Source organism: Pantoea sp. BAV 3049, from assembly GCF_009765445.1.
GTDB lineage: Bacteria > Pseudomonadota > Gammaproteobacteria > Enterobacterales > Enterobacteriaceae > Erwinia.
Window position 1 is genome coordinate 3,806,834 of record NZ_WHOY01000031.1, and the last position, 18,788, is coordinate 3,825,621.

Annotated in this window: 9 protein-coding genes; all 9 read left to right on the forward strand. The window is 58.0% G+C overall.

Annotated elements, in window-relative coordinates; all coding sequences use genetic code 11:
• Positions 1-19 precede the first annotated feature (19 nt).
• Positions 20-1,744, forward strand: a complete 1,725-nt coding sequence (locus GSQ70_RS18870) for a penicillin-binding transpeptidase domain-containing protein (protein ID WP_158783967.1) — start codon at positions 20-22, stop codon at positions 1,742-1,744.
• 397 nt (positions 1,745-2,141) lie between these two features.
• Positions 2,142-4,958 carry an autotransporter domain-containing protein gene (locus GSQ70_RS18875; protein ID WP_233268364.1) on the forward strand — a complete coding sequence of 939 codons (2,817 nt, stop codon included), beginning with the start codon at positions 2,142-2,144 and terminating at the stop codon, positions 4,956-4,958.
• Between the two features lie 105 nt (positions 4,959-5,063).
• Positions 5,064-5,252, forward strand: a complete 189-nt coding sequence (locus GSQ70_RS18880; protein WP_158783969.1) for a toxin-antitoxin system HicB family antitoxin — start codon at positions 5,064-5,066, stop codon at positions 5,250-5,252.
• Positions 5,253-5,444: 192 nt separating this feature from the next.
• Positions 5,445-6,572, forward strand: a complete 1,128-nt coding sequence (locus GSQ70_RS18885; RefSeq protein WP_158783970.1) for an efflux RND transporter periplasmic adaptor subunit — start codon at positions 5,445-5,447, stop codon at positions 6,570-6,572.
• 10 nt (positions 6,573-6,582) lie between these two features.
• Positions 6,583-9,702, forward strand: coding sequence for an efflux RND transporter permease subunit (locus tag GSQ70_RS18890; protein WP_158783971.1), 3,120 nt, complete (start codon positions 6,583-6,585; stop codon positions 9,700-9,702).
• Positions 9,702-11,111 (forward strand): efflux transporter outer membrane subunit, encoded by a 1,410-nt coding sequence (locus GSQ70_RS18895; protein ID WP_158783972.1) that lies wholly within the window; start codon positions 9,702-9,704, stop codon positions 11,109-11,111. Before GSQ70_RS18890 ends, GSQ70_RS18895 begins: the two co-directional genes overlap by 1 nt.
• A 157-nt stretch (positions 11,112-11,268) precedes the next feature.
• Positions 11,269-12,507 carry an MdtA/MuxA family multidrug efflux RND transporter periplasmic adaptor subunit gene (locus GSQ70_RS18900; protein WP_158783973.1) on the forward strand — a complete coding sequence of 413 codons (1,239 nt, stop codon included), beginning with the start codon at positions 11,269-11,271 and terminating at the stop codon, positions 12,505-12,507.
• Positions 12,504-15,698, forward strand: coding sequence for an efflux RND transporter permease subunit (locus tag GSQ70_RS18905; RefSeq protein WP_158783974.1), 3,195 nt, complete (start codon positions 12,504-12,506; stop codon positions 15,696-15,698). Before GSQ70_RS18900 ends, GSQ70_RS18905 begins: the two co-directional genes overlap by 4 nt.
• Entirely contained in the window at positions 15,695-18,787 is a 3,093-nt protein-coding gene (locus GSQ70_RS18910; RefSeq protein ID WP_158783975.1) for a multidrug efflux RND transporter permease subunit, read from the forward strand. The genes GSQ70_RS18905 and GSQ70_RS18910 overlap by 4 nt, the downstream gene beginning before the upstream one ends.
• Position 18,788: the final 1 nt, after the last annotated feature.

Sequence of the window (18,788 nt, forward strand, 5' to 3'; positions counted from 1 at the left end):
ACCAGCTAGTAGAAGACCGATGCCCCGCTTAAAGAAATTATTGGCAAAAGACCAGGCTAAAACGCCTTTCAATCCTGTCCGCTTCCGTCTGATCTGCCTCGGCGTGTTTGGCTGTCTGGTTTTACTGTTAGCCTGGGTGGGCGACGTTCAGCTGATCAACCACCCCATGTTGGAAAAGCAGGCGGATGAACGTTCCCTGCGCACGGTGGCGATCCCGACCAACCGTGGCACTCTGCTGGATCGTAACGGTGAGGCGCTGGCCCTGAGCGTGCCTTCGCGCGATATCATCGCTGACCCACAGCGCGTGCTGGAAGCGCACCCTGATTTCACCAGTGCAAAATGGGAGTATCTGGCTAACGCGCTGGATCAGCGTCCTGAACAGATTGCCCAACAGATCAATGCTAACCCAAATCGCCGCTTCCTGTATCTTGGCCGCAAGATTGAGCTGGGGATCTCCAAAGACATCGCCCAGCTACACCTGGCCGGCATTACCACCGTTTATGATGACAGCCGTTTCTACCCGATGAGTGAGGCTACCGCACCGCTGATCGGTATCGTCGGAGCGGATAACAACGGGCTGAACGGGCTGGAAAAAGGCTTTGATAAAGTTCTGCAGGGGACGCCGGGCGTGGAGAAATACCGCCAGGATGCTCACGGCAATATTGTGGCGATGATCAACTATGAGCCCCCGCGTCAGCCGCCAACCGTGCAGCTCAGCATCGACAAGTTCGATCAGTACACCATGTACAGCAAGCTGCGCGACGGCGTGCTGCTGAACAAAGCCGATTCCGGTGCCGCAGTGCTGATTAAGATCGACACCGGCGAGATTTTAGGGATGGCTTCCTATCCGTCGTTTAACCCCAATAATTTCAGCGATGTCTCCCCGGCACAGATGCGTAACGCTGCCATCAATGACAGCTACGAACCGGGATCAACCGTTAAGCCGCTGGTGGTGATGGAAGGGCTGATCCGCAAGCTGGTTCGTCCGGATTCGGTGCTGGATACCACGCCGTATCGGGTTAACGGCCACCTGATCCGTGACGTTGGCCACTGGCCTCGTCTGACCATGACCGGCATCCTGCAGAAATCGAGCGACATCGGCGTGTCACACATTGCGCTGGCGATGCCTGCAGAGGTGCTGGTTAACACTTTCCGCTCCTTCGGGCTGGGCAGGCCAACCGGGCTGGGGCTGACCGGTGAAAGCGTGGGCTATTTCCCGCTGCACCGTGAGCGCTGGGCAGATATCGAACGCGCTACCTTCTCGTTCGGTTATGGCCTGCGCGTGACGCCGCTGCAGATTGCCCGTGAATACGCCACGCTGGGATCGTTCGGGGTATACCGGCCGTTGTCGATCACCAAGGTGACGCCGCCGGTAATGGGAACAAGAGTGGCTGACGAAGATACGGTCCGCTCGGTGGTGCATATGATGGAGAGTGATGCACTGCCTGGCGGTAGTGGGGTGCGTGCGGCAGTGCCGGGCTATCGTCTGGCGATAAAAACCGGTACGGCGGAGAAAATGGGCACCAGCGGCAAATACGATGGCGGTTACATCAACTACACCGCAGGTGTGGCCCCGGCGAGTAATCCGCAGGTGGCGTTGGTAATTATGATCAACCACCCAACCGCTGGCGATCACTTCGGTGGCTCGGTTGCCGCGCCGGTCTTCGGCAACATTATTGGTCCGGTCCTTAAGCATATGAACGTGGCACCGGACGCGCTCTACGCCACTCACAGCGGCTCATAATTTACCGCCGGAAAAGGCCGGTAAACAAAGCGGCAAAGGTTTTACAGCTGGTAGCATTTTCGCTAACTCCGTTGCGTTTTGCTGCTGGCAGGCCGGGTACTCACCTGCGAGGATGGAAGTCCCAGAGGTATTGATTGGTGAGAATGCAATCTGCTCCCGGCAGATTTACACCCTGTTCAGTTGCACCAACCCACGCGGATGCGTGGGTTTTTTTTAGCCCAAATTCCCGCTCTGTTAAAAAACTTTAACGCATAAATACCTCTGCGAAACCTCAGCTGTTCCTGCGATTAGAAACGGTCCGACCAGATAACTTATTTGTATCCCATGCAGTAATCACAACTGACTGTATTCCGGCATGGATACCGTTATTTGCCGCTATGCGGTTAAAGAGGCTCCCGTGCAAATTATAAGACCTGCTTATGTGCTCTCAACCACACCTTCGCTCTCGATACTGGCCGTACTGATAAGTACCCTGCTGCTGAATGGCTGTGGCGGCGGGGGTGGCGGTGGGGGAGGAGGCAGTAGTGAAACAGTGGTTCCCGCCCCCACGCCTGCTCCAACACCCAGTACGCCTGTGGCGACGTCCAGCAAGGTTAAAGTCGGGATCGTTGACTCCGGTCTGGCCGCAGATCGTTCAGAATTCAATTATGCCGATATTCATTTCACTTCGTCCCTGGCGGGTGCCAGTCAGACCCTGAATGATAATCAGGGGCACTCGGGACACGGCACCGTCGTCGCCCTGACCCTGGCCGGACTGGCAGAAGGCTCCTTCACCGGTGGCGTTGCGCCGGACAGTGAGTTATGGATAGCTCAGGCCTCCAGTAATAATCTTTTTTACTACACGGACACACAGAAGGCGATCAACGGCCTGCTGAGTAACGGGGTTAAGATTATCAATATGTCATACGCTTCTGACGAGCGTCTGACTACGTCAGCCGAACTGGCAAGCGCTGGTCAGAGCGGGCGTTACGATGCGCTTCGCGACAGCCTGAGTAGCATCGTCAACGCTAACGCGCTGGGCGTGGTGGTGACGGGGAATAATGGCAGCTCCACGCCTTCTCCCAATGCCCAGGTGCCGTTGATTTATAACGATGCCAGCCTGCAAAAAGGGCTGATTGCCGTCACCGGTTATCTGCCGGGTTACACCGTGGCACAGGGCAGCCGTCCTCCTGAACTGTATGTATTTGATGCCTGCGGTGATGTCGCAGCCTGGTGTCTTGCTGCACCGGGCTATGCCGACTACCTGCAGGATGACGGCACTCTTGCACGTAAGTACGGTACTTCCTTTTCTGCACCTCGCGTGGCCGGAGCCGCATCGAGAGTGTCGGCGCAATTCCCATGGATGACCGGTTATAACCTCCAGCAAACCCTGTTAACCACGGCGGATTATCACAGTGATGCTGTGGCAGGCGCCGCCTCCGACAGCGCGAATGGTCGCCCCTACAACGACACATTTGGCTGGGGGAACGTCAATGTTGACAGGGCTCTGAACGGTCCGGGGATGTTTTACGGCGATGATTTCACCGCTGCGCTCTCCGCCGGAAATTACATCTTCTCCAACAATATCAGCGGTAATGGTGGCCTGATTGTCTCCGGCGCCAGCGATGCAGGCGGCGTGCTGACATTGACCGGTAACAACACCTATACCGGAGCGACCAGAGTGCAGAGTAACAGCCTGTATATTGATGGTTCGGTGGCCAGTGACGTGCAGGTGACCGGCAGCGGCGTGCTGGCAGGCAAAGGTAACATTGGCGGCAACCTGAGTAATCAGGGCTCGGTGGTCACCACTTCGGCGGGTGCCCTGCATGTGGTGGGCAGCTATCAGCAAAGTGCTGACGGTACGCTGCGGGTGACGCTCTCCCAGCCGCTCACGGTCGCTGGCCCGGCAACGCTGAACGGTGCGTTGCAGGTCACTCTGCCCTCTAATACCTATATTGTGCAGACCAGCGAGTCTCTTTTGCAGAGTGGGCAGGGGATCAGCGGACAGTTTGCCAGCGTGGATACCGGCGTGTTCCTGCAGGGTTCGGTCGACTACAGCGCAAACAGTGTGAACGGGCACTTCCAGCGGGTTAACACGGTTCAGGCTGCTCAGGCTGCGGGCCTCAGCGGGGCGACCCTGAAGAGTGCGGCCAACGTTGAGCAGGCGTTTCAGGTTGCGGACAGTTACTCGACCCAGGCAGGGCGCTCGGCGCAACAGGAAGATCTGCTGCAAAACGCCGCCGCTTTACAACAAATTGGCAGCAGTGCCGCTGCGCGTGCCGCGCTGGACTCGCTCTCCGGTCAGGCTCATGCCAGCGGCAATGCCATCCTTTTCAACAGCCTGGATTACCAGAACCAGTTGCTGAGCAACCGTCTGGATCCCGCGCAGCAGAAGCCTTATGGCCTCTGGGCGGAAACCGGCACGCTACACGGCGATTTACAGCAGGATGGCTATCTGGGCAGCCACTATCGCATCAACACCACCGCAATCGGGCTGGACAGCAGTTTCGATATAACAGGTCTGCGACTGGGTGCAGCCATTACGGACAGCCAGATCCGGGCGGATTATGACGGCAGCGGCGGCAACAGCACCAACAGCCTGCAGGGGCTGATGCTTTACGGTCAGTACGCCGTAACGCCAGCCTGGATCTGGCAGGCCAATCTGAGCTATCAGCATGGTGACACTCAGCTTTACCGGGTGCTGCTGGTGGATGGCGTGCAGGCTACTTCAGCAGAAACCCGCAATGATAGCTGGCAGGGCCTGATCAAAACCGGTTACCGCTGGTCGCTGAACGACCGGCTGACGCTGGAGCCTTACGCAGGGATGAAGCTGAGCCAGCTCTACACCGGCGGCTTCAGCGACGAAGGCAGTGCGCTGGGATTACAGGGCGACAGCGCCCGTTACAGCCGGACGGTCGGGCTGACCGGCCTGAACCTGAGCGCCCCCCTGTTCACAGTACAGCAGTGGTGGTCGATGCTGTCGGTCTACGGAGAATATCAGCACGCTTTCACCAACCCATCGCTGGATGTGAATGCTAAATGGGTGGGGACTGGATCGGATGGACAAAGCTTCGCCATCCCCGGCATGACCCTCGATCGGGACTCGCAGTGGTACGGCCTGCGGCTGGATATCGGCAAGGCTAAAGACGCCCGCCTGTTCCTGCGGATGGATAAGCATATTGCCGACCGGGGCGACGAATCCGTGTTCCGGGGGGGTGTGGATATCGCGTTTTGATATCCGGAGTTTTCCTGCAAGAACAAAGGCTGGCAGCAGTGCCAGCCCCTTCCTGTGTTGGTAGCGCTGAAAGGGGCGTTTTTTCGCTTACCGGACTGGACGCCTATGGCCAAACTCAAAGACAGAACGCCGAAATTGGGTGGCCGATCGGCCGCATTTCAACTGCGTATTCACGCCGAGCTGCATGACCAGCTGAGAACCCTCACTGACCACGATAACATCACGCTCGCCTGCGGGCTGAAAGAGCTGGCCAGGCGCGAGCTGCGTCGACGCGGTACAGAACCCAAAGGCTGAAAAGCACGAAATGAAAACGATTGCGTGGCTGAATTGCCCTGTTTCAGCACGAAGTGCTTACCGGTAGCGTTTCGACAAATAACTTAGCGCAAACTTAACATTTTCATCATTTAGGCCCTCATATAATTATTCTCTTTTATGAGAATGATCACTCTCATTACTATTCTTTTTTCCTTATATTGAGAATTCACCATGCGCCTACAGATTCTCCCGGTAAGCCTGATTTTCCTGCTGGCCGCCTGTGACCAGACTCCCACGCCCGGTGCCGGCAATCAGCCTGCATCCGTCGGGGTAACCACCTTACGCAGCGAGCCCGTTACGCTTTTTACTCAGTTGCCAGGACGTACCACTGCCGTGCGGACGGCCGAAGTTCGCCCGCAGGTCAGCGGTATCATTCTCAAGCGGCTGTTTACCGAAGGCGGCGAAGTGAAGGCTGGCGAGCCGCTGTATCAGATCGACCCGGCCAGTTACCAGGCGGCCTATGACAAGGCCGAAGCCACGCTGACCAATGCCAGCAAGCTCGCCCAGCGCTACAAACCGCTGGCCGCGGCTCATGCCATCAGCGGGCAGACCTATGACGATGCGGTCGCCTCGGCGCGGGAGGCACAGGCTGATATGGAAACGGCACGGGTCAATCTCAACTACACCAAAGTGCGTGCGCCAATCTCTGGCCATATTGGTCGTTCACTTTCAACTGAAGGGGCGCTGGTCACCAACGGACAGACCAGTTATCTGACCACCATCCAGCAGCTTGACCCGATCTATGTGGACGTCAGCGAATCCTCGCAGGATTTGCTGCGTCAGCGTCGCGCGCTGGCTGATGGCAAGCTGCAGGCCGTGGGTGACAACGCAGCCGCGGTGAAGTTGCAGCTGGAAGACGGCTCGACCTACCCGCAGCAGGGCAAGCTGGAATTCTCTGAAGTCACTGTGGATCAGGGGACTGGCAGCGTCACCATGCGTGCCTCGTTCCCGAACCCGAACCGCGTACTGCTGCCGGGCATGTTCGTCCATGCCAGCTTCCCACAGGGCGTCGCCGACCAGGGCATTCTCGTGCCGCAGGAAGCGATCATGCATGACACCAAAGGCAAGCCTTACGTCTATCTGGTTAACGCGGACAGCACCGTGGTTCAGCAGACCATCACCACCGGTGAAATGATCAACGGGAAATGGCTGGTGACTTCCGGGTTGAAAACCGGAGATCGGGTAGTGGTGGACGGGCTGCAAAACGTCAAGGGCGGCAGCAAGGTCAGTGCGACTGAAAGTCAGCCCAAAGCCGCTCCGCAGGCCAATCTGACCACCACCGATCCTTCAGCGCAGTAGAGGAAATCTGATGTCTAAATTCTTCATTGAGCGCCCCATCTTTGCGTGGGTGGTGGCGATCATTGTGATGCTGGTCGGGGGCTTGTCGATCTTCAAGCTGCCAATTAACCAGTATCCCAACATCGCCCCTCCGGCGATCTCGGTCCAGGTGACCTATCCGGGTGCCAGCGCCGAAACCACGCAGAACACCGTGGTGCAGGTGATTGAGCAGCAGCTGAGCGGCATTGATAACATGCGCTATATCGAATCGCAGAGTAACAGCGACGGCAGCGCCACCATCATTGTTACTTTCGATCAGGGCACCGATCCGGATATTGCCCAGGTTCAGGTACAGAACAAGGTGTCGCTGGCGGAATCGCAATTGCCGACCGAAGTGACCGGGCAGGGGATTAACGTCCGTAAATATCAGGCCAACTTTATGCTGGTGGTCAGCCTGATCGCCAACAACGGCAAGATGAGCAACGGCGACCTTGCGGACCTGCTGGTTTCAAAACTGGAAGATCCGATCTCGCGCACCAAAGGCGTCGGCGACTTCATGGTGCTGGGCTCGGAATACGGCATGCGTATCTGGATCGATCCGGCAAAACTTTATAAATATCAGCTGATCCCGAGTGATGTTTCCACCGCCATTAACCAGCAGAACGTGCAGATCTCCAGCGGGAAACTGGCGGGCCTGCCGACGATTCCTGGTGCCAGATACAGTGCGACGATAATCGGTAAAACGCGCCTGCAGTCGGTGAAAGAGTTTGAAAACATTCTGCTGAAAGTGAATCCGGATGGCTCACAGGTGCGTCTGAAAGACGTGGCGAAAGTGGATCTGGGTCCGCAGGACTACAGCATCTCGGCCACCTATAATGGCAAACCTTCTGCCGGTATCGCTCTGCGTCTGGCCAGTGGGGCTAACGTACTGGATGCGATCAACGCGGTACGCACCACCGTGGACGGCATTAAATCTTCACTGCCGGAAGGCGTGCAGGTGACCTTCCCTTACGACACCTCTCCGGTGGTCAGCGCATCGATCGAAGAAGTGGTGAAAACCCTGTTCGAAGCGATTGCTCTGGTGTTCCTGGTGATGCTGGTATTCCTGCAGAATCTGCGGGCCACGCTGATCACCACCATGGTGGTGCCGGTGGTACTGCTGGGCACCTTCGGGATCCTTTCGGCCTGCGGCTACACCATCAACACCCTGACGATGTTTGGGATGGTGCTGGCGATAGGCTTGCTGGTGGATGATGCCATCGTGGTGGTGGAAAACGTCGAGCGTGTGATGCACGACGAGGGGCTGGATCCTAAAGCCGCCACGATAAAGTCCATGGAGCAGATTCAGGGGGCGTTGTTTGGGATCGCACTGGTGCTGTCCGCCGTATTGCTGCCGATGGCCTTCTTCAGCGGTTCGACGGGCGTCATCTACCGTCAGTTCTCTATTACTATCGTCTCGGCGATGGCGCTGTCGGTGCTGATGGCACTGATCTTCACTCCGGCCCTGTGCGCCACCCTCCTCAAACCTGGCTCGGCGGAGCACAAAACCAAAGGCATGGCCGGCTGGTTTAACCGTAAGTTCGATGCCGGGACGCTGCGCTACACCAACAGCGTGGGAACGGTGATCTCCAAACGTAACCTGTTTTTGGTGATCTATCTGGTGCTGGTCGGCGTGACCGGTTATCTGTTCACCCGCGTGCCGACCTCGTTCCTGCCGGATGAGGACCAGGGCGTGATGATGATGCAGACCACGCTGCCTGCCAACGCTTCCTCTGAGCGCACGCAGCAGGTGCTGGATGACATTCAGTCCTGGCTGCTGAAGAACGAGCCTGAAGTCAGTTCGGTGTTCTCACCAAACGGCTTCAGCTTCTCAGGCCGGGGTGAAAACACCGCCATGTCGTTTGTGCTGCTGAAGCCGTGGGACCAGCGCAACAGCAATCAGACGGTGCAGAAGCTGGCGCAGCGTACCATGGCCCACTTCTCCACGCTGAAAGACGCCAAAGTCTTTGCGCTGGTGCCTCCTGCGGTACTGGAACTGGGTAATGCAACCGGTTTCGACTTCTTCCTGCAGGACACCAATAACCAGGGGCATGCGGCGCTGATGGCGGCCCGTAATCAGTTCCTTGGCATGGCCGCGCAGGACAAACGCCTGATGGCAACCCGTCCGAACGGCATGGAAGATGAACCGCAGTATCACCTGATCATCGACGACGAGCGCGCCCGGGCGCTGGGGCTGAGCCTGGAAGACATCAACGACACGCTCTCCACGGCGTGGGGTTCCAGCTATGTGAACCAGTTCATCTACAACGGCCGCGTGAAGAAGGTCTATCTGCAGGGCAACGCCGGTTCCCGCGTGACGCCGGAAGATCTCAACAAATGGTACTTCCGTAACTCGAGCGGCGATATGGTGCCGTTCTCCGCCTTCGGCAGCGGCAAGTGGGAATACGGTTCGCCGCGCTATGAACGCTTTAACGGCGTCTCGGCGGTGGAAATCATGGGTTCTCCGGCGCAGGGCTACAGCTCGGGTGAAGCGGTACAGGCGGTGAATGAGATTGCCACTAAGCTGCCGAAAGGCTTCAGGGTTCAGTGGCACGGCCTGTCGTATGAAGAGCAGACTTCCGGTTCACAAACCCCGGCGCTGTACTCCATCTCGATTCTGGTGGTGTTCCTGTGCCTGGCTGCGCTGTATGAGAGTTGGTCGATTCCGTTCTCGGTAATCCTGGTGGTGCCGCTGGGGGTTCTCGGGACGATCCTTGCCGTGCTGATGCGTGGGCTGGAAAACGATGTGTTCTTCCAGGTGGGGCTGCTGACCACCGTCGGGCTGGCGGCGAAAAACGCCATCCTGATTGTTGAATTCGCCAAAGAGCTGCATGAGAGAGAGGGCAAGGGGCTGGTGGAGGCTGCCATGGAAGCCGCAAGACTGCGTATCCGTCCGATCATCATGACCTCAATGGCCTTCGTGCTGGGCGTGGTGCCGCTGACCATTTCTCATGGTGCGGGCGCGGGCAGCCAGCACTCAATCGGTACGGCAGTGGTCGGCGGGATGATTACCGCCACCTTCCTCGCCATCTTCTTTGTGCCGATGTTTTACGTTGTGGTGGCCCAGCGCTTCTCCGGCAAGAAAAAAACAAAAACTGAGGTGAAAGACTGATGCACAAGACTCATTCACTGGCACTGCTGCCGCTGGCAATGATACTGGTTCTGAGCGGCTGTACCATGGAGCCGAAATATCAGCGTCCTGCGTTGCCGGTGGCGGCGCACTATGACCAGCAGGGGAAGGAGACGGCGGGCAATGGTGCGGATATCAGCTGGCAGAATTTCTTCACCGATCCGGTGATGCACAAGCTGATTGCCATGTCGCTTGCGAATAACCGTGACCTGCGGGTGGCGGCGCTGAACGTCGATGTGGCTCGTTCACAGGTGCAGATCGACCGGGCAGCATTGCTGCCTTCCATCAGTGCAAGCGGCTCGGAAACGGCCGCTCATATTCCTGGCAACCTGTATAACACCGCTTCGACCGGCCCGATCACCTACCATGAGTTCAACACCAGCCTGGGCGTCAGTGCCTGGGAGCTGGACTTCTTTGGCCGTTTGCGCAGCCTGCGCGATCGGGCTCTGGAGAGTTATCTGGCTACAGCAGCCACTCAGCGGGCGACGCAAATCAGCCTGATCTCCGAAGTGGCTTCCAGCTACCTGTCGCTGTGTGCCGATAACGAGCTGCTGAAGCTGGCGCAGGACACGGTGAAGAGCCAGCAGGACTCTTACAACCTGACCAAACGCAGCTTCGATGGCGGCGTCAGCAGCGAGCAGGATCTGGTGCAGGCAGAGACCTCTGTGCGCACCGCACAGGCCGATGTGGCAACCTACACCCGCCAGGTACGGCAGGATGTCGATGCGTTGGCCCTGCTGGTTGGCACCAACCTGCCCGCGGATATACTGGCCAACGCGAAGCTGGATAAAGAGTGGCATTTCCCGGCGACGCCAGCCGGGTTGCCGTCCGATTTGCTGACCCGCCGCCCGGATATTATTGCTGCAGAGCATACCCTGAAAGCAGCCAACGCCAACATTGGCGCGGCGCGTGCGGCATTCTTCCCAAGTATCAGCCTGACGGCCTCCGGCGGTTCAACCTCCAGCAGCCTGGGCCATTTGCTGGAAGGCGGCACCGCAGCCTGGTCATTTGGGCCAGGTATCAATCTGCCCATCTTTGACGGTGGAGTGAACTCGGCTAATCTTGATATCGCTCACCTGCAGAAACGCATTGAAATTGCTGACTATGAGAAGTCGATTCAGACCGCGTTCAAAGAAGTGGGTGATGCGCTGGCCGGTCAGGATACCTATAAGGATGAGCTAACCGCGCGCCTGCAGGATGAACAGGCAAACCAGAAGAACTACGACTTTGCCCATATCCGCTATCAGGAGGGAGTGGACAATTATCTGAATGTGCTGGTGGCGCAGCGATCGCTGTATGCCGCACAGCAGTCGCTCATAACCACTCAGTTAGGGCAGTTGAACCAGCAAATAACACTGTATAAAGCGCTGGGTGGTGGATGGAAATCATGATTGGCAGACAATGATTAACGAAATCCTTACGTTATGAGGATGGAAATTAATCAGCGTGCTCAATCATAATAGCTTCAGGCCAGTTTTTGCTGGCCTGACTTTTTCAGGTGGTTGCGAACTGCTTGTCTTTTTACTTCACTTGACTCAACAGAGCCTCATGACCCTATCGACTGCGAAAACCTCACCTTCACTGCGTAAGAAAATCCTTCTTCTGATCCTGGTTATTATCGTGGCGCTTCTGATCTGGCGTTTCTGGCCGCATGGCTCTGCCGGACCGCAGGGTGCAGGCGGGCCGCCGGGTGGGGGAAGAGCACATGGTGGACCCGGTGGCATGATGATGTCAGGCCCCACGCCGGTTCACGCCGGAGAGGTGACCACCGCAGACGTGCCGGTGTATCTGACCGCGCTGGGTACGGTGATCCCGAATGCCACGGTAACGGTAACCAGCCGGGTGGACGGACAACTGATGAAGGTCTATTTCACCGAAGGGCAGAAGGTAGAAGCCGGGCAGCTGCTGGCGCAGATTGACCCGCGCAGTTATCAGGCAACCCTGGCACAGTATCAGGGCGATCTGAACCAGAATCAGGCACAGCTGAAAAGTGCCGAACTGACGCTGTCCCGCTACCGCAAGCTGTTTGCGCAGGACTCGTTATCCCGCCAGGATCTGGACACGCAGATTGCCACCGTTGGCCAGTACCGCGGCGCGATCAAAGCCGAACAGGCCCAGATTGATGCGGCGAAGCTGAACATTGATTTTGCCCGCGTCACTTCGCCAATCTCCGGCCGCGCCGGTCTGCGCCTGGTGGATGCCGGTAACATGGTGCACTCTACTGACACCACCGGCATCGTCACAATTACTCAGACGCAGCCCGCTGCGGTAACTTTCAGCGTGCCGCAGAGCAACATCTCCACGCTGGTCAGGGCGCTGCATAACGGCCAGAGCCTGCCCGCCACTGCTTTTGATCAGGACGGCAGCAAAGAGCTTGCTCAGGGCAGGGTGCAGTTTATCAGCAATCAGATCGACACCAGCACCGGGACGGTAGAGCTGAAAGCGCTGTTCGATAATCAGGATGAGGCGCTGTATCCGAATCAGTTTGTCAATCTGCGGCTGCAAACCGGCACGCTGAACCAGGCGACGGTGATCCCTGCCCAGGCGCTGCAACTGAGCAGTGACGGCAGCTTTGTCTACGTTATTAACAAAGACCAGACGGTGTCGCGTAAAGCGGTGAAAACCGGTCCGGCACTGGGTGATACTCAGCAGTCGATTCTTGAAGGCGTGACCGCTGGCGAGCAGGTGGTGACGGAAGGGATCGACCGTCTCAGCGACGGCAGCAAAGTGTCGGTGGTGACCGCCTCTGAAACCAAAGCGGCCAGCGGGAAACCGAAAGCGCAATGAATCCTTCCCGCATTTTTATAGAGCGTCCGGTCGCCACCATCCTGCTGATGATTGGCGTATTGATCTCCGGTATTTTTGCCTACCGCTTCCTCTCCACCTCGGCGCTGCCGCAGGTGGACTATCCGACCATTCAGGTCACCACTCTCTATCCGGGCGCAAGTCCGGACGTGATGGCTTCATCGGTCACCGCGCCGCTGGAACGGCAGCTCGGACAGATGGCGGGCTTAAGCCAGATGGCCTCCAGCAGCTCCAGCGGGTCCTCGGTGATTACCCTGAAATTCTCGCTCGATCTGTCGCTGGATGTTGCCGAACAGGAAGTGCAGGCAGCGATCAACGCTGCGGACAGCCTGTTGCCAAACGATTTGCCCAATCCGCCAACCTATAAAAAAGTGAACCCGGCGGATACGGCAGTGATCACCCTGGCAGCCAGTTCCGATACCTTGCCGCTGATTAAAGTGCAGGACCTGGTGAATACCCGCATTGCGCTGAAGCTGTCGCAAATCTCAGGCGTCGGGATGGTGACGCTGGCGGGCGGTCATCAGCCGGCGATCCGCGTGCAGATGGACCCGAAAGCGCTGGCGGCGCATGGGCTGACGCTGGAAGACGTCAATACGTTAATCAGCAACAGCAACGTTAACGGTTCAAAAGGCGGTTTTGACGGCAAGTATCACTCCGTCACTATTGATGCCAACGATCAGTTGCGCACCGCTGACGAGTACGGCAACCTGATCCTGACTTATCAGAACGGCGCGGCGCTCAGGCTGCATGATATTGCCCATATCGAAGAAGCCGCGGAGAATACCTACCAGTCTGCCTGGGCCAACAACACTCCGGCTATTGTGATCAGCGTGCAGCGCCAGCCGGGGGCGAACGTGATTTCGGTGGTTGACGGCATCAAGGCTCAACTGCCGACGTTGCAGGCCGCGCTGCCCGATGGCGTAAAAGTGCAGATCCTCTCTGACCGCACGCAAACTATCCGTGCCTCAATCAGCGACGTGCAGTTTGAACTGATGCTGTCGATTGCGCTGGTGGTTATGGTGACCTTTCTGTTCCTGCGCAACGTCGCCGCCACGCTGATCCCCAGCGTGGCCGTGCCGCTGTCGCTGGTGGGTACCTTTGGCGTGATGTATCTCGCCGGGTTCAGTCTGAACAACCTGTCGCTGATGGCGCTGACCATCGCCACCGGCTTTGTCATCGATGATGCCATCGTGGTGGTGGAGAACATTTCCCGGCGGCTGGAGCAGGGCGAAACGCCGATGGAGGCCGCGCTGAAAGGCTCAGCCCAGATCGGCTTTACTATTATCTCCCTGACCTTCTCGCTGATTGCCGTGCTGATCCCGCTGCTGTTTATGGGCGATGTGGTTGGCCGCCTGTTTCGCGAGTTTGCTATCACCCTGGCGGTGTCGATTCTGGTGTCGATGCTGGTGTCGCTGACGCTCACGCCGATGCTGTGTGCTTATTTGCTGCACCATATTCCGGAGGAGCGCCAGAGCCGCTTCTACCGCAAAGGCGGCCAGTTCTTCGATAAGCTGATCGCGGGCTACGACCGCCTGCTGACCATCGTTCTCAACCATCAGCGTTTAACACTGCTGGTGGCGCTGGCGACGCTGGTGTTTACCGCACTGCTGTATGTGGTGATCCCCAAAGGCTTCTTCCCGACCCAGGATACCGGGCTGATCCAGGGCGTCACCGTTGCCTCGCAGGATGTCTCATTCGGTGAAATGGCGAAGCGTCAGCAGCAGCTGGCGGAGATCGTACTGAAGAACCCGGCGGTGGACAGCCTCTCCTCAACCATCGGCATTGACGGCACCAATACCAGCCTGAACAGCGGGCGCCTGCAGATTAACCTCAAGTCGTTTGACGAGCGTGATGAGCGGGCCGATAAAGTGATTGCCGAACTGAAACAGGCGACGCAGAACGTGCCGGGCATCCAGCTCTATATGCAGGCCGCACAGGATCTGACGGTCAACGATCAGGTCACGCCGGATCAGTATCAGTTCTCGCTGGATGATGCCGACAGTGAAAACCTGGTCAAGTGGTCGCCACAGCTGGTTGCCGCGCTGCAAAAGCGGCCGGAATTCAGCTCGGTGGTGAGTAATCTGCAGGATCAGGGGCAGGTCTCTTATGTTGACCTGAACCGCGATGCGGCGGCCCGCTATGGCATCACCGCCTCTGATGTGGATACCGCGCTGTATAACGCTTTCGGTCAGCGGCTGGTGTCGACCATCTTCACCCAGTCGAATCAGTACCGCGTGGTACTGGAAGTGGCACCGAAGTATCAGCAGTCACCGGCCTCGTTTGACGATATTTATCTGGCGACGTCGAACAGCTCCGGGTCGTCAACTTCCGGCAGCAGCTCGTCGTCTTCCTCATCGTCTTCTTCGGGCAGCAGCAGTTCAACCTCATCTTCGACCAGCAGTACCCAGACCGGGATGGTGAAGCTGACCTCAATCGCCACCATCCATCAGCGGATTGGCTCACTGGTGCATATGCGGCTGAACCAGTTCCCGGCAGTGACGATCTCTTTTAACCTGAGTAAGGGTTACTCGCTGGAAGATGCGCAGAAAGCCATAGCGGAAACCCAGCAAAGCCTGGCGCTGCCTTCCAGCATCACGCTGCGTTATCAGGGGGAAACCGAAGCGTTCCAGAGTGCCACCAGCAACACGCTGTGGCTGATCCTCGCCGCGCTGCTGACCATGTACGTGGTGCTGGGCATTCTGTATGAAAGTTTTATCCATCCGGTGACTATTCTCTCCACGCTGCCTTCTGCGGCAGTGGGCGCACTGCTGACGCTGCTGCTGGCAGACAGTGAGTTCAGCCTGATTGCGCTGATCGGGGTGATATTGCTGATCGGCATCGTGAAAAAGAACGCGATTATGATGATCGACTTCGCGCTGGAAGCGGAGAAGAAGCAGCGCCTCAGCCCGAGGGAAGCGATCCACCAAGCCTGCCTGCTGCGCTTCCGGCCGATCCTGATGACCACCATGGCGGCATTGCTGGGCGCGCTGCCGCTGATGCTGGCTTCCGGCTCCGGTGCCGAGTTGCGGCAGCCGCTGGGTCTGGTGATCGTCGGCGGGCTGATCTTCAGCCAGGTGTTGACGCTGTTCTCCACGCCGGTCATCTACCTGTGGTTTGACCGCATGGCAGAGCGTGGACGCCGCAGAATGCGTAAAGCGGTACAGAGCAAATGACGCGCCTGTTTATTTTCCGGCCTGTCGCCACGCTGCTGTTGACGCTGGCTTTGCTGCTGCTGGGCGCGCTGGGCTACCGTTTGCTGCCGGTGGCTCCGCTGCCGCAGGTGGATTTCCCGACCATTATGGTCTCCGCCAAACTGGCAGGAGCCAGTCCGGAGACGATGGCGGCCACGGTCGCCACGCCACTGGAACGCTCGTTGGGGGAAATCGCCGGGATCACCGAGATGACCTCCAGCAGCTCGCAGGGGTCGAGCAATATTATTTTGCAGTTCGATCTTAACCGTGACATTAACGGGGCGGCGCGCGATGTGCAGGCGGCGATCAACGCGGCCCGTAGTCTGCTGCCGAGCAGCATGGCCTCGCTGCCGACCTACCGTAAGGCTAACCCATCCGATGCGCCGATTGTGATGCTGGCGCTGACATCGGACACCCGCTCCAAAGGCTATCTGTACGATCTGGCCGACAGTAAAATTGACCAGAAGATCGCTCAGGTTCAGGGCGTGGGTGATGTGTCGCTGATGGGCAGTGCGCTGCCTGCGGTCAGGATCGACCTGCAGCCACAGATGTTGACCCACTTCGGCGTGTCGCTGGATACGGTGCGCGAAGCTATTGCCAACAGCACCACCAATCTGCCGAAAGGGATGCTGCAGGGCGGTAAGCAGTCCTGGGTGGTGGACAGCAACGGCCAGCTGGAGCAGGCCAGTCAGTACCGTAATCTGGTGGTCAGCTATCAGAACGGTAAGGCCATTCATCTCAGCGATGTTGCCACCGTGTATGACTCGGTAGAGGACAAATACAACGTCGGCTACTACAACGGTACGCCTTCGGTAATGATCGGCGTGACCCGGCAGGCCGGGGCGAACATGCTGGAAACCATCGATGCGATCAAGGCGCAGCTTCCGGCGCTGGAAAAAGATCTGCCGGGCGATGTGGCCCTGAAAATCGTTGTTGACCGCTCGCCGAATGTTCGTGCTTCGTTGTATGACACCGAAGAGACGCTGCTGGTGGCAATGCTGCTGGTGATTGGTGTGGTGTTCGTTTTTCTGCGGAACGCTCAGGCGGTGCTGATCCCCGCCCTGGCCCTGCCGGTCTCGCTGATTGGCACCTGTGCGGTGATGTACATTCTCGGCTACAGCCTGGACAACCTGTCGCTGATGGCGCTGATTATCGCCACCGGTTTCGTGGTGGATGATGCCATCGTGGTACTGGAAAATATCACCCGTTATATCGAAGAGGGGCTGAGTCCGGTTCGCGCCTCGCTGAAAGGGGCGCAGGAGGTCAGCTTCACCGTGCTGTCGATGACCCTCTCGCTGGTCGCCGTCTTTATCCCGATTCTGCTGATGGGCAGTATTGTTGGGCGACTGTTCCGTGAGTTTGCGGTAACGCTGACGGTATCGCTGATCATTTCGATGCTGGTTTCCCTGAGCCTGACGCCGATGCTCTGTTCACGGTTGCTGAAGCGCAAGCCGGAAGTGACCAGACGGGCGCATCCTGTTTATCAGTGGATTGAAAACGGCCTGAACCGCTTGCTGGCAGCCTATTCTTCCGCGTTGGGTTGGGTGATGCGCCATCAGCGGCTGACGCTGTTCAGCCTGATCCTGACGGTGGTCCTCAACCTGTTCCTCTACTCGGTGGTGCAGAAAGGGTTCTTCCCGAACCAGGATACCGGGTTGCTGATGGGGGCGCTGCGCGCCGATCAGAATATCTCCTTCCAGGCGATGGAACCGAAGCTCAGACAGTTTGCCAAAATGATCGGCCAGGATCCGGCGGTGGATGGCGTGATGGCCTCAATGGGCAGCGGTATGTTTGGCTCACGTAACACCGCCAACTTCTTTGTCCATCTGAAGGATTACGACAAACGTGATGCGACGGCGACCGAAGTCGCCAATCGCCTGAGCGGGAAGGCCATGAACGTGCCGGGAGTGCAGCTGTTCCTGATGGCTGCGCAGGATATTCATATCGGCGGACGTAGCGCCAACGCCAGCTATCAGTACAGCCTGCAGGCCGACGATCTGGACACGCTGCGCATCTGGACGCCGAAGGTGAAAGCGGCGCTTGAAGCCATTCCGCAGCTGACCAGCGTGGACTCTGATTCACAGACTGGCGGTCAGGAAGTGATGATTAACATTGACCGCGACCGCGCCCGACGACTGGGCGTTGACGTCAACATGCTGGATACGCTGCTGAATAACGCCTTTGCCCAGCGTCAGGTGGCGACGCTGTATAAGACGCTGAATCAGTATCACGTGGTGATGTCGCTGCAGGATTCCTATACCAGTGACCCGGATATGCTGAACAAAATGTTCGTGGTCAATGATTCCGGCAATCAGATCCCGCTCTCCGCCTTTGCCTCCTTCAGCGGGGCGAATGCGCCGCTGTCCGTTGCGCATCAGGGACAGTCGGCGACCAGCACCATTGCGTTTAATCTGGCGGATGGCGTGTCGCTGGAACAGGCGTCGGCGTTGATTAAAAACGCCATGGCGAAAATCGCGCTGCCGGATACCATTCAGGCTGGCTTCCAGGGCACGGCGAAGGCCTTTGCCGACCTGTCGGCTTCCATGCCGTGGCTGATCCTGGCGGCGCTGGCGGCGGTCTATATCGTGCTGGGGGTGTTGTATGAAAGCTATATTCATCCGCTGACCATTCTTTCCACGCTGCCTTCGGCGGGTGTCGGGGCACTGTTGTTGTTGCTGTTGACCAATACCCAACTGACGGTGATCGCACTGATCGGCATCCTGCTGCTGATCGGCATCGTGAAGAAAAACGCCATTATGATGATCGACTTTGCACTGGCGGCTGAACGTAAGCAGGGATTAACGCCGCAGCAGGCGATCACCCAGGCCTGCCTGATGCGCTTCCGCCCGATTATGATGACTACCCTGGCAGCCTTCTTCGGTGCACTGCCGCTGGCGCTGGGCAGCGGTGGCGATGCCGATCTGCGCAGCCCGCTGGGCCTGGCGATTGCCGGTGGCCTGGCGCTGAGCCAGCTGTTAACCCTGTTCACCACGCCGGTGGTGTACCTCTATCTTGATCGGGCCAGCCGGGCGACAAAACGTCAGTGGGCCCGCCTGCGTCATGTTGAATAAA